15 protein-coding genes are annotated in these 18079 nt (G+C 65.6%); 10 read left to right on the top strand and 5 right to left on the bottom strand.

The genetic code is table 11. The features are described from left to right. Positions 1-109 precede the first annotated feature (109 nt). Positions 110-1768 (top strand): acyl-CoA dehydrogenase family protein, encoded by a 1659-nt coding sequence (locus J6500_RS12680; RefSeq protein ID WP_225713040.1) that lies wholly within the window; start codon positions 110-112, stop codon positions 1766-1768. 10 nt (positions 1769-1778) lie between these two features. Further along, positions 1779-2552: a CPBP family intramembrane glutamic endopeptidase gene (locus tag J6500_RS12685; protein WP_225713041.1), complete on the top strand. Its 774-nt coding sequence runs from the start codon at positions 1779-1781 to the stop codon at positions 2550-2552. 160 nt (positions 2553-2712) lie between these two features. Here the strand turns inward: J6500_RS12685 and J6500_RS12690 are convergent, their stop codons facing one another. Then, the gene (locus J6500_RS12690; RefSeq protein WP_225713042.1) at positions 2713-5955 is read right to left on the bottom strand and encodes a cadherin-like domain-containing protein; all 3243 of its coding nucleotides are present in this window, start codon (positions 5953-5955) and stop codon (positions 2713-2715) included. Positions 5956-6170: 215 nt separating this feature from the next. Between J6500_RS12690 and J6500_RS12695 the strand changes: the two genes are divergently transcribed. Next, on the top strand, positions 6171-7106 hold the full coding sequence (locus J6500_RS12695) for a LysR substrate-binding domain-containing protein (RefSeq protein ID WP_225713043.1): 936 nt from the start codon (positions 6171-6173) through the stop codon (positions 7104-7106). A 261-nt stretch (positions 7107-7367) separates the two neighbouring features. Here the strand turns inward: J6500_RS12695 and J6500_RS12700 are convergent, their stop codons facing one another. The 3 genes from J6500_RS12700 to J6500_RS12710 all read right to left on the bottom strand — a co-directional run bounded on the left by J6500_RS12700 (position 7368) and on the right by J6500_RS12710 (position 9908). Further along, positions 7368-8294 (bottom strand): AEC family transporter, encoded by a 927-nt coding sequence (locus J6500_RS12700; protein ID WP_225713044.1) that lies wholly within the window; start codon positions 8292-8294, stop codon positions 7368-7370. A 2-nt stretch (positions 8295-8296) separates the two neighbouring features. After that, the gene (gene ruvX, locus J6500_RS12705) at positions 8297-8779 is read right to left on the bottom strand and encodes a Holliday junction resolvase RuvX (RefSeq protein ID WP_225713045.1); all 483 of its coding nucleotides are present in this window, start codon (positions 8777-8779) and stop codon (positions 8297-8299) included. Positions 8780-8972: 193 nt separating this feature from the next. After that, on the bottom strand, positions 8973-9908 hold the full coding sequence (locus tag J6500_RS12710; protein ID WP_225713046.1) for a cyclase family protein: 936 nt from the start codon (positions 9906-9908) through the stop codon (positions 8973-8975). A 311-nt stretch (positions 9909-10219) separates the two neighbouring features. Between J6500_RS12710 and J6500_RS12715 the strand changes: the two genes are divergently transcribed. Further along, the gene (locus J6500_RS12715) at positions 10220-12379 is read left to right on the top strand and encodes a DNA/RNA non-specific endonuclease (protein ID WP_225713047.1); all 2160 of its coding nucleotides are present in this window, start codon (positions 10220-10222) and stop codon (positions 12377-12379) included. A 21-nt stretch (positions 12380-12400) separates the two neighbouring features. On the opposite strand, the gene J6500_RS12720 is transcribed toward J6500_RS12715, so the two are convergent. Further along, positions 12401-13291 carry a LysR family transcriptional regulator gene (locus J6500_RS12720; RefSeq protein ID WP_225713048.1) on the bottom strand — a complete coding sequence of 297 codons (891 nt, stop codon included), beginning with the start codon at positions 13289-13291 and terminating at the stop codon, positions 12401-12403. 76 nt (positions 13292-13367) lie between these two features. Here J6500_RS12720 and J6500_RS12725 point away from each other — a divergent pair, with 76 nt between their 5' ends. The 6 genes from J6500_RS12725 (at position 13368) to J6500_RS12750 (ending at position 17988) form a co-directional block, all read left to right on the top strand. After that, complete coding sequence (locus J6500_RS12725; protein ID WP_225713049.1) at positions 13368-14399, top strand: NAD(P)H-dependent flavin oxidoreductase; 1032 nt, start codon at positions 13368-13370, stop codon at positions 14397-14399. A gap of 120 nt (positions 14400-14519) precedes the next feature. Then, on the top strand, positions 14520-15596 hold the full coding sequence (locus J6500_RS12730; RefSeq protein ID WP_225713050.1) for an NAD(P)H-dependent flavin oxidoreductase: 1077 nt from the start codon (positions 14520-14522) through the stop codon (positions 15594-15596). Positions 15597-15681: 85 nt separating this feature from the next. Continuing rightward, on the top strand, positions 15682-15969 hold the full coding sequence (gene gatC / locus J6500_RS12735) for an Asp-tRNA(Asn)/Glu-tRNA(Gln) amidotransferase subunit GatC (protein ID WP_225713051.1): 288 nt from the start codon (positions 15682-15684) through the stop codon (positions 15967-15969). Between the two features lie 28 nt (positions 15970-15997). Further along, the gene (locus tag J6500_RS12740; protein WP_225713052.1) at positions 15998-16225 is read left to right on the top strand and encodes a hypothetical protein; all 228 of its coding nucleotides are present in this window, start codon (positions 15998-16000) and stop codon (positions 16223-16225) included. Beyond that, a complete protein-coding gene (gene gatA, locus J6500_RS12745; RefSeq protein WP_225713053.1) occupies positions 16222-17694 on the top strand; it encodes an Asp-tRNA(Asn)/Glu-tRNA(Gln) amidotransferase subunit GatA in 1473 nt (490 codons plus the stop codon). The genes J6500_RS12740 and gatA overlap by 4 nt, the downstream gene beginning before the upstream one ends. A 3-nt stretch (positions 17695-17697) precedes the next feature. Continuing rightward, on the top strand, positions 17698-17988 hold the full coding sequence (locus J6500_RS12750; protein ID WP_225713054.1) for a hypothetical protein: 291 nt from the start codon (positions 17698-17700) through the stop codon (positions 17986-17988). Positions 17989-18079: the final 91 nt, after the last annotated feature.

An 18079-nucleotide genomic window follows, 5' to 3' on the forward strand; every position in this document is an offset into this window, starting at 1 on the left:
GCCGCCTATGATCGCCCGATTCCATGAGGCTGCAGCCGGGGCATGACCGCGCAGCCGAGGCTGGGACGTCCTTGTATCATGTGCGCAGATAGCGTTCCCTGAGGAGACCATGATGCAGTCTCGATTTGCGACCCACGAGGTCCTCAATCAGTCGCCGCCGTTCGAGGATGTCGACCTCTTCACGGCGGATGCGCCGCTGGTCGCGGCGGTCGCGGCCAATGGTGGGGCCGGGGCTGCCGCCGAACTGTCCGATTTCGGCAGGCATTGGGGTTCCGCCGGGATGGCCGAGCGCGGCCGCATCGCCAACGAGAACACGCCGAAACTGCGGCTGTTCGACGCCAGGGGCAACCGCCGCGACGAGGTCGAGTTTCATCCGGCCTATCATGAGCTGATGGCGCATTCGGCGCATGCCGGCGTGCACAACTCGACCTGGACGGCTGACGGCAAGCCGGCCGGCGGCACGGCCGAGGTGGTGCGGGCGGCCAAATTCTACATCGCTTCGCAGGTCGAGACCGGGCATCTCTGCCCGATCACGATGACGCGGGCCTCGGTTGCGGCGCTCGCATCGCAGCCGGACATCCTCGCCAGGACAATGCCTGTGATCGGCACGCGTGCCTATGATCCGAGCTTTGCGCCGTGGTGGACCAAGCGCGGCATGACGCTCGGCATGGGCATGACCGAGAAGCAGGGCGGCACCGACGTACGCGCCAACATGACGCGCGCGGACCGCGACGGCGATGCCTGGCGCATCACCGGGCATAAATGGTTCATGTCGGCGCCGATGTGCGATGCGTTCCTGGTGCTGGCGCAGACCGACGGCGGCCTCAGCTGCTTCTTCATGCCGCGCTTCGCGCCGGATGGTTCGGTCAACGCCATCCACTTCCAGCGGCTGAAGGACAAGCTCGGCAACCGCTCCAACGCCTCGTCCGAGGTCGAATTCCACGGCGCCCATGCCGAGCTGATCGGCGAGGAGGGCAAGGGCATCCGCACCATCATCCAGATGGTGCAGCTGACGCGGCAGGACTGCGCGATCGCCTCCGCCGGACTGATGCGCTCGGGGCTCGCGCATGCGCTGCATCACGCCCGGCATCGCAGCGTGTTCCAGAAGCATCTCGCCGACCAGCCGCTGATGCGTTCCGTGCTCGCGGACATGGCGCTGCATGTCGAGGCGACGGTTGCGCTGGTGATGCGGCTGTGCCGCGCGTTCGACCGTGCGCCGGCCGATGCCGGCGAGGCCGGCTATATGCGGCTGCTAACGCCGGCAATCAAATACTGGACCTGCAAGAGCGCGCCGCCCTTCCTCTATGAGGCGATGGAGTGTCTTGGCGGTAACGGCTATGTCGAGGAGGGCATCCTGGCGCGCCACTACCGCGAGGCGCCGGTCAACGCGATCTGGGAAGGCTCCGGCAATGTGATGTGCCTCGACGTGCTGCGTGCGCTCGGCCGCGAGGCCGACGCGGCGCTGGCGGTGTTGCGCGCACTCGCCGACGGCACCAAGGGCCTGCCGGGCGCCGCGGAGACCGTCGCGCTGATCGGAAAATCCTTCCGCCGTCCCGACAGTGAACGGGTGGCGCGGCTTGCGGTCGAGCAGCTGGCGCTGCTCGCGGCGACGGCGGCGCTGAACCAGGTCTCACCAGGGAGCGCTGAACTGTTTGCCGCGACTCGGCTCGCCGCCGGCCACGCCGCCATGTACGGTGCGGCTGATCTCTCCGATGACGACCAGCGCGCGCTGCTGCAGCGGGCGCTGCTGCAGCGGGCGCTGCCATGAAGGCCTGCTGATGGACGCATTTAATTCCGACACGCCGCCTGCTGCGATCGAGCCGGCGCCGCGCCCGCCGCGGGTCTGGAAGTTCTGGGGCACCGCGCTGTGGGGCCTGCTGATTTTCCTCGCGATGTTCCTCGGCCAGCTCGCCGTGGTGATCTACACCGTCCTGCTGCAGGGTGGACCGCTGTCGGTGACCGGCATCACCCAGGTCGTTGCCAACGGCCTGACGATTTCGCTCTCGGTCATCGCCGGCCTGCCGATGGTGCTGCTCGTGCTGTGGGTCGCGATCCGCCCGACCCGGATCCCGTTTGCCGACTATCTCGGGCTGCACGGGACGTCGTGGAAGAACGTCGTCATCAGCGTCATTGCGCTGGGCGTGCTGGTCGGCGTCTGGGACGCGGTGTCGCGCGCGGTCGGCCGTGAGGTGACGCCCGGATTCATGGGTGATGTGCTGAAATCGGCGCAGGCCGACGGCGCGCTGTGGCTGCTGGTGCTGGCATTCGCCGTCGCCGCGCCCGTCTGGGAAGAGCTGTTCGCGCGCGGCTGGCTGTATCGCGGCTGGTCGGAATCATTTCTCGGCCCCTACGGCGCGATCGCGCTGTCGTCGCTGGTCTGGACGCTGATGCACCTGCAATACGACTGGTTTTTCCTCTGCGAGGTGCTGTCGATCGGGCTGCTGTTCGGCTTCCTGCGCTATTTCACCGGCTCGACGTGGCTGACCATTCTGCTGCACGGACTGAACAATCTGGCGGCGACGATCCAGACCTGGTGGATGACGGGGTCGTAGGCGCGTATTCGGCCGTCATCGCTCGGCAGCGCCGCACAGATCGCGCTGCTCTTCATCTACTCAGTCTTTTGCGCTGACGCTGTATGTCGTCGCGCCGGCCGGGATGATTTGGAGCCCAGCCGCGGCGACCACGATGGGGATCGTGATGGCGGCAAGAGCGTCAGATCAACAGGAAGCTGTTGGCGCTGAGCTGGCTCAGATTGACGTGATCCACGGTGATTGTGTTGTCAGCGTTATGGGGATCGCTGATCACGACGTTGCCGTGCCCGTCATTGACGGCGTAATGCGCAAGGATGTTGGCAACGCTGCCGAACGTCGATGCCTGTAGCTCGATCACGTCAGGCTTGCCGAAGTCCTTGATCTCGTTGTGGCCGAAGTCGGACTGGAAAACGAAGTGGTCCGGACCGCTTCCGCCGGACAGCACATCATTGGGACCTCCGAGCAGGACATCCTGGCCGTTGCCACCCGAAAGGGTTTGGTGACCAAGACTTCCATCGACGATGGTTTGGCCATTGCCGGCCGAGACCGTCTGGCCCGGCGTCCCCGCAATGTAGGTCTGGCCGGGCGCGGCGGTGGTGACCGTCAGGCTTGCGGTCGAGATGCCGCCCTGAGCGTCGGTGACTTGGTATGTGAACCTGTCTTGAGCGACGCCGAGGGCCGCAAGATGGCCGTTCGACTGATAGGTGTAGTGCCCGTCGGCGGACAAGGTCAGCCAGCCATATTTGCCATGCACTTGCTGGCCGAGGGTGCCGCCGTTCAAGGCCGCGACCGCGATGGCGTCGCCATCGGGGTCGGAATCGTTGGCGAGCACATTTCCGGAGACCAGGCCGGCCCTGCTGACACCGGCAATCTCGGCATTGGCGACCGGAGCGCGGTTGATCGTGATGTCCAGCGCGGCAGTGTCGGTGCTGTTGCCGTCGCTGACCGTGTAATTGAAGCTGTCGTGCAGGTGGCTGCCGGTCGGCGCCGAGGCGAGGGCGGCGCTGTTGTCAGCCGCGTAGCCGTAGTGTCCGTCCGAAAACAGTGACAGATGGCCGTAAGTGCCGGCCGTGGCGATGCCGACATTGGCCGCAAGCCCGTTGACGGCACTTACGACAAGGGCGTCGCCCTCCGGATCGGTATCGTTGCCGAGCACGCCGGGTGCAGCGACCGAAAGGCCGGCCGCTTGCGCATCGGCGGTATCGTTCGACGCCACCGGCGCGTCGTTGTAGCTGCCATTGAGCGTGACCGCGATGTCGCGCTGGGCGAGGCCGCCGTTGGCATCCGACAGCGTGACGAGAAAATGCTCGACGCGGGTTTCGCCTGTTGCGAGGAACGCAACGGCGGCATTGTCCACGGTGTATTGCCAGTTGACCGAGCCGCCGGTGCCGTCGCCGGTGGTATCGGTGTGCAAGGCAGCCGTGAATGTTCCGACTGACCCGGGCGTCAGCGGGGTCACGGTGACGGTGTGGGTGTCGGCGATATCGGAGTCCGAGAAGCCGAATGACCCGGCGGTCGCGAGCAATCCGGTGACGCCGCCCTGGAGCTCGGTGACCTGTCCAGGCGCCGTCCAATGCGCATTCAGCGAGAAGCCGAGCGTCGCCGCTGCGACGCCTTGCAGCGCCGCGGCGACTTCCGGCGTGATGCCGAGATCGGAAGCGGCATGCTCGGCGGCACCGAGCGAGCGCGGATCGAGGCCCGTGAGGGTTCCGAACAGGGTGAGCGCGCTGAGATAGGAGCCGTATTTGCTGGCATGCAGATTGTCATCCCACCACAGGTCGACCTTGCCGTTCGTGCCTGCATCGGGCGCGTAGGGATTGCGGATCGCGGTGCCGTTCTGAACGGCGGCGAGGAAGGCGGCGCCAACCGGAGCCACGCCGGCGAAGATCGGATTGGCCGCGGCCAGGCCCTCATAGGCGGCGCGCAGATCCGCCGTCATCGCCTCGAGTGATTGGTAATACTCGGGCGCCGTCGTCGCCGTGTTGGTGACGGCACCGGTCTCGTCGTTAGTGTTCGCGACCACTGCGCCCGTCACCATGTTCGGCCGCGCCCAGGTCTCGTACAAATAGACCTCGGTTGCGGCATTGGCGTGCGGGTTGGCCGGAACGGCGCCGTCGGCCGCGCCCGTGGTGGCGTACTGCGCGAGCTTCACGGCGTAGGTCTTGAAGTCCTGGAGATCCGGATTGGCTGCGCCGGCCGTCGAGAAGCTGTTGGCGCCGGTGACGGTGAAGTCGTGTCCTGGCAGCGTTGCCGTTCCCGATACGCTGAAATTGACGGTCAGAGGCGCGGTGTTCGGGCCCGAGCGGGTGAACTGGTAGACCAGATTGCCGGAGCTGTCCTCGTAGACCGCTGACGCGGCCAGGCTGAGCGAGATGTTCGGCAGCGAGGTATCGGTGCCGGGCGCAAAGTCGTCATTCAAAATGGTGGCAGAGATCGTACCCTGCGTGCCGACGTTGTAGGTGGCGCTTGCGCTGAGCGTCAGGCGGATCGATTCATCGTTCTCCACCGTGGTGTCAGCCTTCGGATCAAGCGTGAGGGTCGCGCTGCTGGCGCCCGCCGGAATGACGACCGAGCCGCTGTTGCTCGTGAAGCTCATGCTGCCAGTGGTTTGCTGGCCGTTGGCCTCGAAGCTGGTCGTGAACAGGTTGACGAAGTTCTCGAAGTCGCCGGTCGAGGTGTTGACCGAGGGCGCCGTGCTGCCGTCGCGGGCGGCGCCGAATTGAATGGTGAGCGGTGTGTCCGTAGGTCCCGTGCGGGTGGAGGTGTAGACGAGCTTCTGCGTGCCGTCCTCCAGCACAGCGCCGGGAGAGGCGACGAGCGTGACGGTCGGGAGCGCCGGATTGATGACGGGTCCGCCCGGATCGTCGTTCAGGATGGTTCCGGTGACGACGCCCGCGCTGGTCCGGTAGGAGGGATCGGCGGTGATCTGGAGCCCGATCGTCTCGTCGGTTTCCTTCGTCGTGTCGGCGGTCGGATGGATGACGAGCGTCGCGGTCGACGACCCTGCTGCGAAGGTGATGGAGCCGCTGCCCGAGGGAAGGGCTTGGGTGCTGTTGTCCTGCAGCACGACGGTGTCCCAGGCCTGGCTCGCAACGTTGCCGCGCAAGTCCCAGCCGGCGGGATTGCTGTTGAGGTATTGGCCCTGCAGCGTCGCGGCATTGCGGGCCGAGATGGCGACGTCGAGCTGGAGGCCGGACTGCTCGGCGAAGGCCTCGAAGATGCCGGGGACGCCGCCCCAGGGATGTGGCTCGTACGGATTGGAGCCAGTCGTGTTCGCGAACGTGGTGCCCGGCACCGGCGCCGTCAGATCCCTGACATTGTCCGAATTGTAGCTCATGACCGGATCGACGCGGCCGAACGTGAAGCTGTTGCCCACGAAGAGAATGGAGCCGCCGGAATCCAGCTGGATCGAGCTGTCAGTCATGAACTTCCTCCCAACGATGAGCGGCCCAGACGCTCATCACATGATTGTTTTTGTTCGGTCTGACCCGCCGTCGCGATCTATGGCGCGTATCGGGCGGGTTTAGCGCTGATGGCGGGGGCAGTTTCGATTTGCAGGCATGTGCCGAGCATTCAGAAGCAACAAAAACCACGTCGGACGTGATGTCAAATATATGAAAATGCGATATGCCATATCTTATGGATATGGAGCTCCGACACCTGCGCTACTTCCTGGCTGTTGCCGAAGCGGGGCATCTGACCCGCGCCGCGGCTCGCCTCAACATCCAGCAGCCGCCGCTCAGTCAGCAGATCAAGGCGCTGGAGAACCATCTCGGGGTGGCGCTGTTTCGTCGGCACGCCAAGGGCATGGCCCTGACCGAGAGCGGTGAACTCTTCCTCGAGGAGGCCCGGCGCATTCTCGACAGCACGGCCGTCATGGAGCAGCGCATGGCGCGTGTTGCGCAGGGCGTGCGCGGCCGTCTCGCGATCGCCTTCACCACCTCGGCGGCGGCCCATTTGTTGACGCCGCGCGTGCTGCGGCTGTTCCGCGGTCGCTATCCCGAGATCGAGTTGTCGCTCTCCGAGAACAGCGCAGCCGAGATCACCGAGCGAATTGCCGCGCGCGACCTGCATTGCGGTTTTCTACGCGTGCCGGTGGGGCGGCCGCCGGGCCTTGTGTTCCGAACGTTGTTGAAAGAACCGGTGCTCGTCGCGGCGCCGCTCGACCACCGCCTGGCGCAGAAGCCGCGCACCGGCAAGAACGCTGCGGTCGCGCTGAAGGATTTCCAGGACGAAAACCTGATTCTGGTGCGACGCGCCGGAGCGCCCGGGCTCTATGCCAACCTGCTGGCGCTGTGCGCGGAACGCGGAATCTGCCCGAACGTCGTGGCCGAAGTCGAACGCATGATGACCAATCTCAATCTGGTGGCGGCGGGGGCCGGGATTTCCGTCGTGCCGGCTTCGATGCAGCAGGTGCACGCAAAGACCGTCGCATACCGCCCGCTCGGCAAGAGCATCCACCTCAATGCGCCCCTGAACCTCGTATATCGGGCCGCCGACGAGACGGCCGCGACCGGTTTTTTCGTCGACCTGGTGACATCAACCACCGCCGGCGATGACGGCGCGCGTTCCTGAGAAAGGTTCTGGCGCGTCGGGAGGGCTATCACAAAGGGCTATCGGCCGCGCCCCGTGGCTCGCCATGCCCCGGGGCCTTTGGGCGAGTGTTCGTACGATTTCGGAATAATAAAATAGTAACGCTGAGTTGCCCGACGTGTCAAGTCGCCATGTCAAATACCGGTAGCCGGCCTCCTTTGCATGGGGTTGTTTTTCGGTATTTGGCTGGAGAGGTGCTGTGGGGTCGGTCGCAAGACTGAATCAGGCTGACTCCATCCCGCGTCAGGGGCCGACCAGGGCAATCGCGATCGGCATCGTGACTGCGGCCAGGATCGTCTGCAGCGTGATGATCTGGGCGAGCAGCGGCGCGTCGCCGCCCATCTGGCGGGCCAGCACATAGGCCGAGGGGGAGGTCGGGACGGCGCCGCAGGCCGCGACAATGGCGAGGTTGGAGCCGGTGACGCCGAACCACACCGCGAGCGCGATGGTCAGCACGGGCATTAGCACCAGCTTCAGGAACAGTGCCACGCTGGCGGCGAGGCTGGGACGGAAGATGCCCTTCAGCTGCAATCCGGCGCCGGTTACCAGCAGGCCGATCGCCAGCGACGAGCCGCCGAGAGCATCGGCGACGTCATGCCAGAGTTTTGGCAACGGGATGTGCGTCAGGTTGATGGCGAGCCCGATGACGCAGGCCCAGATCAGCGGATTCTTCACGACTGTCATCACGATCGCCCCCGCCGACCGCTTTTCGGATGAGGCATACTTCGCCAAGACCGCGACGCTGAACACGTTGACCAGCGGGATGATCGCGACCATCGCGACCGATGCCAGCGCGAGCCCGACCTTGCCGTAGAGATTGCCTGACACCGACAGCGCGACATAGGTCTGCCAGCGGATCGCGCCCTGGAAGATCGAGGTGAAGGCCGCCCCGTCGACCCCCGCGCGGGCGAGCGGGCCCCGCAAGCCGAGGCACAGCAGTGACATCACCAGCGCCGCGAGCAGCAGCGCACCGCCGACGCCGGCGATCGGCACCGTCGTCAGATTAGCCTTCACCAGGGTCTGCACCAGCAGCACCGGGAACAGCACGTAGTAGGTGAGCTGTTCCAGCCCGTGCCATTGCGTGTCGAGCCGCATCAGCGTGTGCCTCAGCACGACGCCGAGCACGATCAGCAGGAACACCGGCAGCAGCGCCGCGATCACCACCGCCATGGTCAGCGCGCTCCGCGCAGCTTGGCGAGCCGGTCCAGCGCGCCCTGCAGGATGAAGATCGCGGCGTGCTCGTCGATCACCTCGGCACGCCGCGCCCGGCTGACATCCATCCCGATCAGCTCGCGCTCGACCGCGGCGGTCGAGAGCCGCTCGTCCCATAGCGCGATCGCCAGCGTGGTGAGGCCGGCGAGGTTGCGGGCAAAGGCCCGGGTCGATTGCGCGCGCGGGCCTTCGCTGCCGTCCATGTTGATCGGCAGGCCGAGCACGAAGCCGACCGCACTGCGCTCGGCCGCAATCGCCAGCAGCCGCGCCGCGTCGGCCTTGAACGCCTTGCGCTTGACGGTCTCGACGCCGGCCGCAAGCCGCCGGTCCGGATCGGAGACGGCAACGCCGATGGTCTTGGTGCCGAGATCGAGGCCGACCAGCGCGCCGCGCTCGGGCCAGTGCGGTGCGGCTTCGATCAGGGGGAGGATGGGGGCGGGCATGGCTCAGCGCATAACATCGCGATGCCAGAAGCGCAAAGCCCTGGCTTCATCTCTCCCCATCGGGGAGAGGTCGATTTGCGCCAGCAAATCGGCTGAGGGGTTGGGTACTACCGAGGGACCGTAACCCCTCACCCGCGCCTTCGGCGCGACCTCTCCCAACGGGAGAGGTGGTCACCGTCATTCGCGGAGAGATCTACCTGATCGCGATCGGGTTGATCATGCTCTGTACGCCGCCGCGCCAGCGCGGCTGTCCGAGCACGAACAGGAACTCGTAGCCCTTGTCCTTGGCGAGCTCGGCGGTGTCCATGTTCTCGAGGATGTAGGTGCCGTTCATCGCGAGCAGGATCTGGTGCACCTCGAACACGTTCGGGGATTCGAACGGCAGCACCTCGAGGCCCCAGGTGTCGGCGCCGACCGCGACCACGCCCTTGCCGGTGAGGTATTTCGCGCCATCGACGCCGAGTCCGGGTTCGCCGGCCGAGTAGCGCTTGTCGTCCTTGCCGATCAGGCTGAGCCAGCCGGTGTGGAAGATCACGACGTCGCCCTGGCGGATCTCGACGCCCTGCTTCTTGGCGGCTTCCTCGATCTCCTTGGTGTTGAAGGCGGTGCCTTCCTTGACGACGTCGGTGTTGAAATAGGCCGCCATATCGAGCAGCACGCCGCGGGTGACCATCGGCGGCACCTTCTCGATGCCGAGCTTCTTCAGCCCGTTGGGATCGGCGAAATCGCCGAGCTTGTTGCCGTTGTAATAGACGTGCTCGATGCCGAGATGGCCGAGGCCGTCGAGTTGGCTGCCGATGCCGACCCAGGTATCGAGGATGTCGTCGTTGTAGGTGGCCTTGTTCGGGCCGAGACCGGCAATGCCGGCCTGTCCGGGTTGCACGATGGTGATCTTGAAGGTCCGCGGCGGGTATGCCGGCGTCTTGGTGTCGACGGGAATGCCGAGCGCATAGGTCTTGCCGGTCTTCACCAGCGAGGCGGCTTTGACCACCAGCTCGGGCGTCATGTAGTTCGCCGCGCCGATCTCGTCGTTCGGGCCCCATTTCGATTTGGTCCAGTCCTGGGCGGCGGCGGTCTCCGGTATCCCCAACAAGGCAATCGAGCAGCACAAGACGAATGCGTTGCGCATCGCAGTTCCTCCCAAAGCTTCACGTTGTGGTTATGAGCTAGCGTTTCATCCTAACGCAGCAGGGATATCGCTCAAAGAAGGCTATTGCCGAGGCGGCGGCGCATCGCAGCGGCACTCTCTGCGACAAATTGTCCTTCAGCTGTCGCGCTGTCTTCACAGGAATCGTGCTCTCGAAATCCGGGAATAGAGGCTGGAATATTATTTCAGGTTGTGACCTCGACAACACCCGCCTGGTTTCGACTGTGCGACGCTTACGACGGGTACGATCCTGCAGCGCAAAGTTCATTTCTTGACCTTGAGCGGAGACCACCATGCTGATCAAGCCGACCCTCATTGCCAATTCGGAGCAACGGTTGAAGCAGGCGAATTTCTCGCCGGCCGAGCTGAACCGAAAGCTCGGTGACGGCCCGATCAAGATGTCGGTCGAGAGGAAGCAACTGCGCCAGCGCCAGCTCCTGGAGCAGACCGACAACCCGGCGATGGTCCAGCTCGGGCTGGAACGGATCATTCAGGGCAACGACCTCGACAGCATCAACTACCTGGCCAAGGGGATGCAGGCGTCGCGCCCGATCTGCCGTATTCAGCTCAAGGACACGCGCGGGAATCTGGTCGGTTATGCAAGCGGATTCTTGATCGGGCCCGGCCTGCTGATGACCAATCACCATGTGTTCGGCAAGCCCGCGGACGCCACCACCTCGATCGCCGATTTCGACTACGAGCTCGACATCCAGGGCATGGAGCGCACGCCGGTTCGGTTCGGCTTTCAGCCCGAGAAGTTCTTCTACACCAATGACCGGCTCGACTATTCGATCGTGGCTGTGGCGCCGACGTCGCAGGCGGGGGGACGCGATCTCGCCGAGTGGGGATGGCTGCCGCTCAGCGGGGAGCCCGGCAAGGGCGATCCCGGTGAATATCTCACCATCATCCAGCATCCTGGCGGCCAGCCCAAGCAGGTCTGCGTGCGCGAGAACAAGCTGCTGAAATATGTCGGCGACTTCGTCTGGTACATGACGGACACCAACGGCGGCTCCTCGGGATCTCCTGCCTTCAACCGGTTCTGGCAGGTGATCGCCCTGCATCACAGCGGCGTGCCGAAGAAGGATTCCCAGGGACGCACTCTGACCAAGGACGGCAAGGTCTGGGATGCCTCGATGGACGAGACGCTGATCGACTGGGAGGCGAATGAGGGGACGCGGATCAGCTCGATCGTGGCCGACCTCAAGGTCGCCGTCGGCTCCAATCCCGTCATCAAGCCCGTGCTGGATCAGGTCGCGCCGCCGGTCGCCGTTCCTGCCGGCGAGAAGTCCGTGGTTCCGATCGAGCCGGTGCTGTTCGGCAGCGGCGCATGGCTCGAGCAGACCGGCGATGCCACCTCGCTCGTGGTCCCCATTCGGGTCCCGATGCCGCTGATCAAGCGGCAGGTCGTGGTGCCTCTGCCATCCGCCGCGGCGGCCGCTCCGGGGCAGCCGCCGATCGTGGCTGCCGGGCCGCGCGTCGGTGCCGCCACCGGCATGGTGATGGAAGCCGTGCATATCGATCAAAGCACGCTCGGCTCGCGGCCCGGCTACAAGCCGAACTTCATCGGCAGCGGCAAGCTGTCGGTGCCGTTGCCGAAGATTCCGGCCGGGCTCAAGTCGAAGGTGGCGACGCTGAAGGGCAAATCGGGACAGTCCGAGCTGAAATACTTCAACTACAGCGTGGTGATGAACAAGGAGCGCAAGTTCGCCTTCTTCAGTTGCGTCAACATCGACGGCGCCAAGCAGCAGGATGTCGGCAAGCGCGAAGGCGACCGCTGGCTGCGCGATCCCCGCATCGACGAGGCGTTCCAGATCGGCGACGAGTTCTACAAGAAGCAGGCCACCCTCGAGGCGGATCGCAGCGCCAATCCGTTCGATCGCGGCCATCTGGTCCGTCGGCTCGACGCCACCTGGGGCGATACGGTTGACGACGCCAAGGCGCATGGCGACGATTCATTCCACTTCACCAACTGCTCGCCGCAATTCTTCTCGTTCAACCAGGGCAAGCAATTGTGGGCCGGCCTGGAAGACTATACGCGCGACGTGCTGCTGAAGAACGAGGAGAAGGGCATCGTCATGAACGGGCCGGTGTTCGACGGCCCCGACGCCGACGGCGGCGACCTGCCCAATCCGTCCGGCCGGCCGCACAAGGATCCCAGCTTCGGCGGCGTCCAGATTCCGAAATATTTCTGGAAGATCCTGATTACCAAGGATGACGATGACAGCGGCCTGAAAGCCGCCGCGTTCCTGATGAGCCAGCGCGACCTGATCATGGACATCGATCGGATCCAGGAGAAGCTGTCGGAGGCCGACGTCAAGGTGTTCCAGGTCTCGATCGCGGATTTGACGAAACTGACCAAGCTCGATTTCGGCAATCTCGATTCCGTCGATACCCACGAGGCGACCGCCGTCGGGCCGCGCCGGATCGAGACGTTCGATGACATCCGGATCTAGCAGGGGCCGGTCGCCGCCATCTCAGGCGGCGATGACGCGCTCATCGCCGCCGAGGCAGGCCGCAAATCCCTGCAGCGCGCTGTACTGATGCGCGGTGCGGCGCCGGATGAACAGCGTCTCGACCCGTGCGTGCTGCTCCTTGAGTTTGTGGATGTTGATCTCGCGATGGACGTGATCGCGTTCGACCACGGCACGCGGCAGCATGGTCACGCCCATGTCGGCGGCGACGCAGCCGATCATGCCGTCCAGCGTGCCGAACTCGAGGCGGACTGCCGAGGGCCAGCCGAATTCGGCCAGCACCTGCTCGAGACGCTGGCGGTAGGTGCAGCCGGTGCGGAAGACGAGAACCGTCGGTCCCGATTCCGGCGTCCCGGCGCGCAGCGCGGCGAGCGAGGTCCAGCGCTTGGCGGTGACCAGCACCAGCTCCTCGCTGAATGCGACCGTCGATGTCAGCTCGGCGTGCTCGATCGGAGCGGCGACGAAGGCGCCGTCGAGCGAGCCGTCGAGCACCGCGGCGACGAGATCGGCGGTCGGCGCGGTGCGCAGCGTCAGCCGTACGGCGGGATAGCGGCGATGGAAGTCGGTGAGCAGGGCCGGCAGCCGCACCGCCGCCGTGGTCTCCATCGAGCCAATCGACAGCGGCCCCTTCGGCTCGCCATCGTCGCGCGCGGCGAGCACGGCCTCGCGCGACAGCGCCGCCATCCGTTGCGCGTAGGGCAGCAGGCGGCGGCCGGCGCCGGTCAGCGTCATGCCGCGGCTGTGCCGCTCGAACAGGGCGGTGCCGATCTCGGCTTCCAGCGCCTTGATGCGCTGGGTAACGTTGGACTGCACCGTATTGAGCTCTTCGGCGGCGCGGGTGATGCCGCCGAGCTGCGCAACCGCTGAGAAGGTGAGGAGATCGGTCAATTCCATCGCGAACTCCGTTTCATATTAGAGATGGTAGCGTTCTCTAGTATTTATTTTCCGAGAATGTTAGGCGCGCTTAGGCTTGAAGTCCAGAACAGGGAGCAAACGCATGCCGGTAAGCACCGAATTGACGGCACGTCTGGGCATCCAGCATCCGATCCTGCTGGCGCCGATGGACACGATCAGCGGCAGCCGGCTGGTGCGCGCGGTCAGCGACGCCGGCGGCTTCGGTATTCTGGGCGGCGGCTATGGCGACCGCATACGGCTGGCGACGGAGACCGCGCAGCTGAAGGGTTTTGCAAAGCCGTTCGGCATCGGCTTCATCACCTGGAGTCTCGCCAAGCAGCCCGAACTGCTCGACATCGCGCTCGAAGCACGGCCGCGCGCGGTGATGCTATCATTCGGCGATCCCGCGCCGTTCGCGCCCAAGATCAAGGCCGCGGGCGCGCTGCTGATCTGCCAGGTGCAGAGCGAGGATCTTGCACAACAGGCGCTCGACTGCGGCGCCGACATCCTGATCGCGCAGGGCACCGAGGCCGGCGGTCACGGCGCCTCGCGCACCACAATGGATATCGTGCCGGCGATCGTCGATTTCGCGGCGGGCCGCGTGCCGGTCGTTGCCGCGGGCGGCATCGCGGATGGCCGCGGCCTGGCCGCGATGATGATGCTCGGCGCATCAGGCGTGCTGATGGGAACGCGGTTCTATGCCAGCGCCGAGGCTGACGCAGCCGATGAGGCCAAGCAGCGGATACGCGCGGCGCGGAGCGGGGAGACCGTGCGAGGCGTGGTGTTCGACTGGTCGCGCAAGCTGATGTGGCCGGCGCCGTTCACCGCGCGCTCGCTGGTCAACGATCATCTGCGGCGCTGGAGCGGCCGCGAGATCGAACTGATGCAGCGTGCCGACGAGATCGCGGTGGACTACGCCGCGGCAAAGGCGGCCGGCAATTTCGAAGTGGCCGCCGTGTTCGCCGGTGAGTCCGCCGGGCTGATCCATGATATTCCTCCGGCAGCCGAGATCGTCGGCCGCATCGTCGCCGAGGCGGAACAGAGCCTGCTGGGACGGCGCAATTTCTTCCCTACTCCCCTTGTGGGAGAAGCCGGCTCGCATCGATAGATGCGAGCCGGATGCGGGGTCTGTGTCCGCGGAGACATAGCCCTCACCCGGCGCCTTCGGCGCCATCCTCTCCCACAGGGGGAGAGGGTACTTCCGAGCAAGCAAGGAAAGAGGCACACCATGTGGCCAGACCGTCGACTGATCGAGCGCTTCAAGACTGAATTCCCGATCGTGCTGGCGCCGATGGCCGGCGCGATGGATGCGGAGATGGCGATCGCGGTGGCGCAGGGCGGCGGTCTCGCCTCGCTACCTTGCGCGATGCTGTCGGCGGAGAAGGCGCGCGAGCAGGTTAACATCGTCCGCCAGCGCGTGGCGGGCCCGGTCAATCTGAACTTCTTCTGTCACCAGGCGGTCGACGCCGATCCGGCGCGCGAGGCGACATGGCGGCAGCGGCTGGCGCCGTATTATCGCGAGCATGGCCTCGATCCGAACGCACCGGTGAACGCCGCGAACCGCGCGCCGTTCGATGCCGCCTTCTGCGCGGTGGTCGAGGAATTGAAGCCGGAAATCGTCAGCTTCCATTTCGGGCTGCCGGACGAGAAGCTGCTGGCGCGCGTGAAGGCCACCGGCGCGATCGTGCTGTCGTCGGCGACGACGGTGCAGGAGGCGATCTGGCTGGAGGAGAACGGCGCCGACGTCATCATCGCGCAGGGCGCGGAGGCGGGCGGGCATCGCGGCATGTTCCTGACCGAAAACATCGCCGAGCAGCCCGGCACTTTCGCGCTGGTGCCGCAGGTGGTCGATGCTGTGACGGTGCCTGTCATCGCGGCCGGCGGCATCGCCGACGGGCGCGGCATTGCGGCGGCGTTCGCGCTCGGCGCCGCCGGCGTGCAGATCGGCACGGCCTATCTGCGCTGCCCGGAATCCAGGGTGAGCCCGGCGGCCCGCGTCGCGCTGGCGCAGGCACGCGACGATTCGACGGTCATCACCAATGTCATGACCGGCCGGCCGGCCCGCGGCGTCGCTAACCGTGTGATGCGCGAGGTCGGTCCGATTTCGTCAGATGCCCCGCCGTTCCCGCATGCCGCGACCGGTCTCGCGCCGCTCAAGGCGGCTGCCGAAAAACAGGGCAAGGTCGATTTCACCAATCTGTGGGCCGGGCAGGCGGTCCGGATGGGCCTCGAAATGCCCGCCGCCGAGCTGACCCGGGCGCTGGCGGGCGCCGCTTTGGTGCGGATGAGCCAGCTCGGGGGCTGATTCGCCCGCTTTCAAGCGCGGTTGCGGCGCAAAACCGAGCTCTGCTATACGGCGGGCTGACCTTTCAGCCCCGAGACCATATATAATGTCCGTAGACGCCACGACCGTCCGCCGTATCGCGCATCTGGCGCGGATCGCGGTCAGCGATGCCGAAGTTCCGCACCTCCAGGGCGAACTGAACGCGATCTTAGCCTTTGTCGAGCAGCTGTCGGAGGTGAACGTCGAGGGCGTCGAGCCGATGACCTCGGTGATGCCGATGGAGATGAAGAAGCGCCCCGACGTGGTCAATGACGGCGAGATCGCCGAAATCGTGGTCCGCAATGCGCCCGATACGGCGGAGCATTTCTTCGTGGTGCCGAAGGTGATCGAGTAACCAACCCGCTTACGGAAACGGCGAGCCGATGTGTCTGCTCTGCGACGATGAGAAGGCCTACAAGGCCTATATGGATTTCCTCGACGCGATGGAGCGGAAGGGCAAGGTCGCCGATCCCAACGAGGCGATCGACGCCGTGCTCGACCAGCTCGAGGCGCTCGATGCCGAGCGCGCCAAGACCAACAAGGCGAAGCTCGACGATCCCGCCAACGACAAGACCCTGTCCCCGTTCTTCTGCAGCCCGATTAATAAATGACTGATTTGACATCGCTGACGATCGCCGAGGCCCGCGCGGGTCTCGCGAGCAAATCCTTCACCGCGAGCGAACTGACCGACGCGCATCTCGCCGCGATCGAGGCCGCACGCGTGCTCAATGCCTATGTGTTGGAGACGCCGGACCGCGCTCGCGAGATGGCGAGGGCTGCGGATGAGAAGATCGCGAAGGGCGAGGGCGGCCCGCTCGCCGGCATTCCTCTCGGCATCAAGGACCTGTTCGCGACACGGGACATCCGCACCACCGCGTGCTCGAAGATCCTCGGTAATTTCATTCCCCCCTACGAGTCGACGGTAACCACGCAGCTCTGGCGCGACGGCGCCGTGCTGCTTGGCAAGCTCAACAACGACGAGTTCGCGATGGGCTCGTCGAACGAGACCTCATGCTTCGGCCCGGTCACCAATCCGTGGCGGCGCGACGGCTCCAACACCACGCTGGTGCCGGGCGGCTCGTCCGGCGGCTCGGCGTCCGCAGTGGCGGCGCAGCTCTGCATGGGCGCGACGGCGACCGACACCGGCGGCTCGATCCGCCAGCCCGCCGCGTTCACCGCAACCGTCGGCATCAAGCCGACCTATGGGCGCTGCTCGCGCTGGGGCATCGTGGCGTTCGCATCCTCGCTCGACCAGGCCGGCCCGATTGCGCGCAGCGTACGCGACGCGGCGATCCTGATGCGCTCGATGGCGGGCCACGATCCGAAGGACACGACCTCGGTCGACATCGCGGTGCCCGACTACGAAGCTTCGATTGGCAAGTCCGTGAAAGGCATGAAGATCGGCATCCCCAAGGAGTATCGCCTCGACGGCATGCCGGCCGAGATCGAAAAGCTTTGGAGCGAGGGCGCGGATTGGCTGAAAGCTGCCGGTGCCGAGCTCGTCGAGGTATCGCTGCCGCATACCAAATACGCGCTGCCGGCCTATTACATCGTGGCGCCCGCCGAGGCGTCGTCGAACCTCGCGCGCTATGACGGCGTACGCTACGGGCTGCGCGAGGGCGCCAAGAACATCATCGAGATGTACGAGGACACCCGCGCCGAAGGATTTGGCGCCGAGGTGCGCCGCCGCGTGCTGATCGGCACCTATGTGCTGTCGGCCGGCTATTACGATGCGTATTATCTGCGCGCGCAGAAGGTGCGCACGCTGATCAAGAAGGATTTTGAGGACTGCTTTGCCAAGGGCGTGAACGCGATCTTGACGCCGGCGACGCCGTCGGCCGCGTTCGGCATCGGCGAGAAGGGCGCCGATCCGGTCGAGATGTATCTCAACGACATCTTCACGGTGACCGTGAACATGGCCGGCCTGCCGGGCATCGCGGTGCCCGCGGGCAAGGATTCGCAGGGCCTCCCGCTCGGTTTGCAACTGATCGGCCGCGCCTTCGACGAGGAGACGCTGTTCTCGCTCGGCGACGTCATCGAGCAGGCTGCCGGCCGCTTCACGCCGGCCAAATGGTGGTGAACGATGGCGGATTTCCGCGCCAGTCTCGCGGAGGCCGCGCCTGATCAGGCGTTGTCGCCGCCGCTTGCCGCTTTGTGGTGGGCGGCGAAGGGCGACTGGGACCAGGCGCACCGCATCGTGCAGGACGAGAGCGACGCCAACTCGGCCTGGGTGCATGCCTATCTGCATCGCGTCGAGGGCGATCTCGGCAATGCCGGCTACTGGTATCGCCGCGCCGGCCAGCCGGTCGCAAATGACGGGCTCGAGGCCGAATGGGGACGGATCGTCTCCGCGCTTTTGACTGCACGCGGCTAAGTGCGCCGGTACCGTTTAGCCCGTTTTGCCGCATTAACCGTATTTCGCCCGCCATGCCGCCGCCCAGATTGGCCGTGATACGCTGATGGAA

The sequence above is a fragment of the Bradyrhizobium semiaridum genome, from assembly GCF_020329505.1.
Lineage (GTDB): Bacteria > Pseudomonadota > Alphaproteobacteria > Rhizobiales > Xanthobacteraceae > Bradyrhizobium > Bradyrhizobium semiaridum.

Excerpts from the sequence above, each read along its gene's own strand:
- gatA (WP_225713053.1), top strand. The coding sequence starts at position 16,222 with ATGACTGATTTGACATCGCTGACGATCGCCGAGGCCCGCGCGGGTCTC.
- J6500_RS12710 (WP_225713046.1), bottom strand. The coding sequence starts at position 9,908 with ATGCGCAACGCATTCGTCTTGTGCTGCTCGATTGCCTTGTTGGGGATA.
- J6500_RS12750 (WP_225713054.1), top strand. The coding sequence starts at position 17,698 with ATGGCGGATTTCCGCGCCAGTCTCGCGGAGGCCGCGCCTGATCAGGCG.
- J6500_RS12715 (WP_225713047.1), top strand. The coding sequence starts at position 10,220 with ATGCTGATCAAGCCGACCCTCATTGCCAATTCGGAGCAACGGTTGAAG.
- J6500_RS12740 (WP_225713052.1), top strand. The coding sequence starts at position 15,998 with ATGTGTCTGCTCTGCGACGATGAGAAGGCCTACAAGGCCTATATGGAT.
- J6500_RS12695 (WP_225713043.1), top strand. The coding sequence starts at position 6,171 with ATGGATATGGAGCTCCGACACCTGCGCTACTTCCTGGCTGTTGCCGAA.
- J6500_RS12680 (WP_225713040.1), top strand. The coding sequence starts at position 110 with ATGATGCAGTCTCGATTTGCGACCCACGAGGTCCTCAATCAGTCGCCG.
- J6500_RS12700 (WP_225713044.1), bottom strand. The coding sequence starts at position 8,294 with ATGGCGGTGGTGATCGCGGCGCTGCTGCCGGTGTTCCTGCTGATCGTG.
- gatC (WP_225713051.1), top strand. The coding sequence starts at position 15,682 with ATGTCCGTAGACGCCACGACCGTCCGCCGTATCGCGCATCTGGCGCGG.
- J6500_RS12685 (WP_225713041.1), top strand. The coding sequence starts at position 1,779 with ATGGACGCATTTAATTCCGACACGCCGCCTGCTGCGATCGAGCCGGCG.
- J6500_RS12720 (WP_225713048.1), bottom strand. The coding sequence starts at position 13,291 with ATGGAATTGACCGATCTCCTCACCTTCTCAGCGGTTGCGCAGCTCGGC.
- J6500_RS12690 (WP_225713042.1), bottom strand. The coding sequence starts at position 5,955 with ATGACTGACAGCTCGATCCAGCTGGATTCCGGCGGCTCCATTCTCTTC.
- J6500_RS12730 (WP_225713050.1), top strand. The coding sequence starts at position 14,520 with ATGTGGCCAGACCGTCGACTGATCGAGCGCTTCAAGACTGAATTCCCG.
- ruvX (WP_225713045.1), bottom strand. The coding sequence starts at position 8,779 with ATGCCCGCCCCCATCCTCCCCCTGATCGAAGCCGCACCGCACTGGCCC.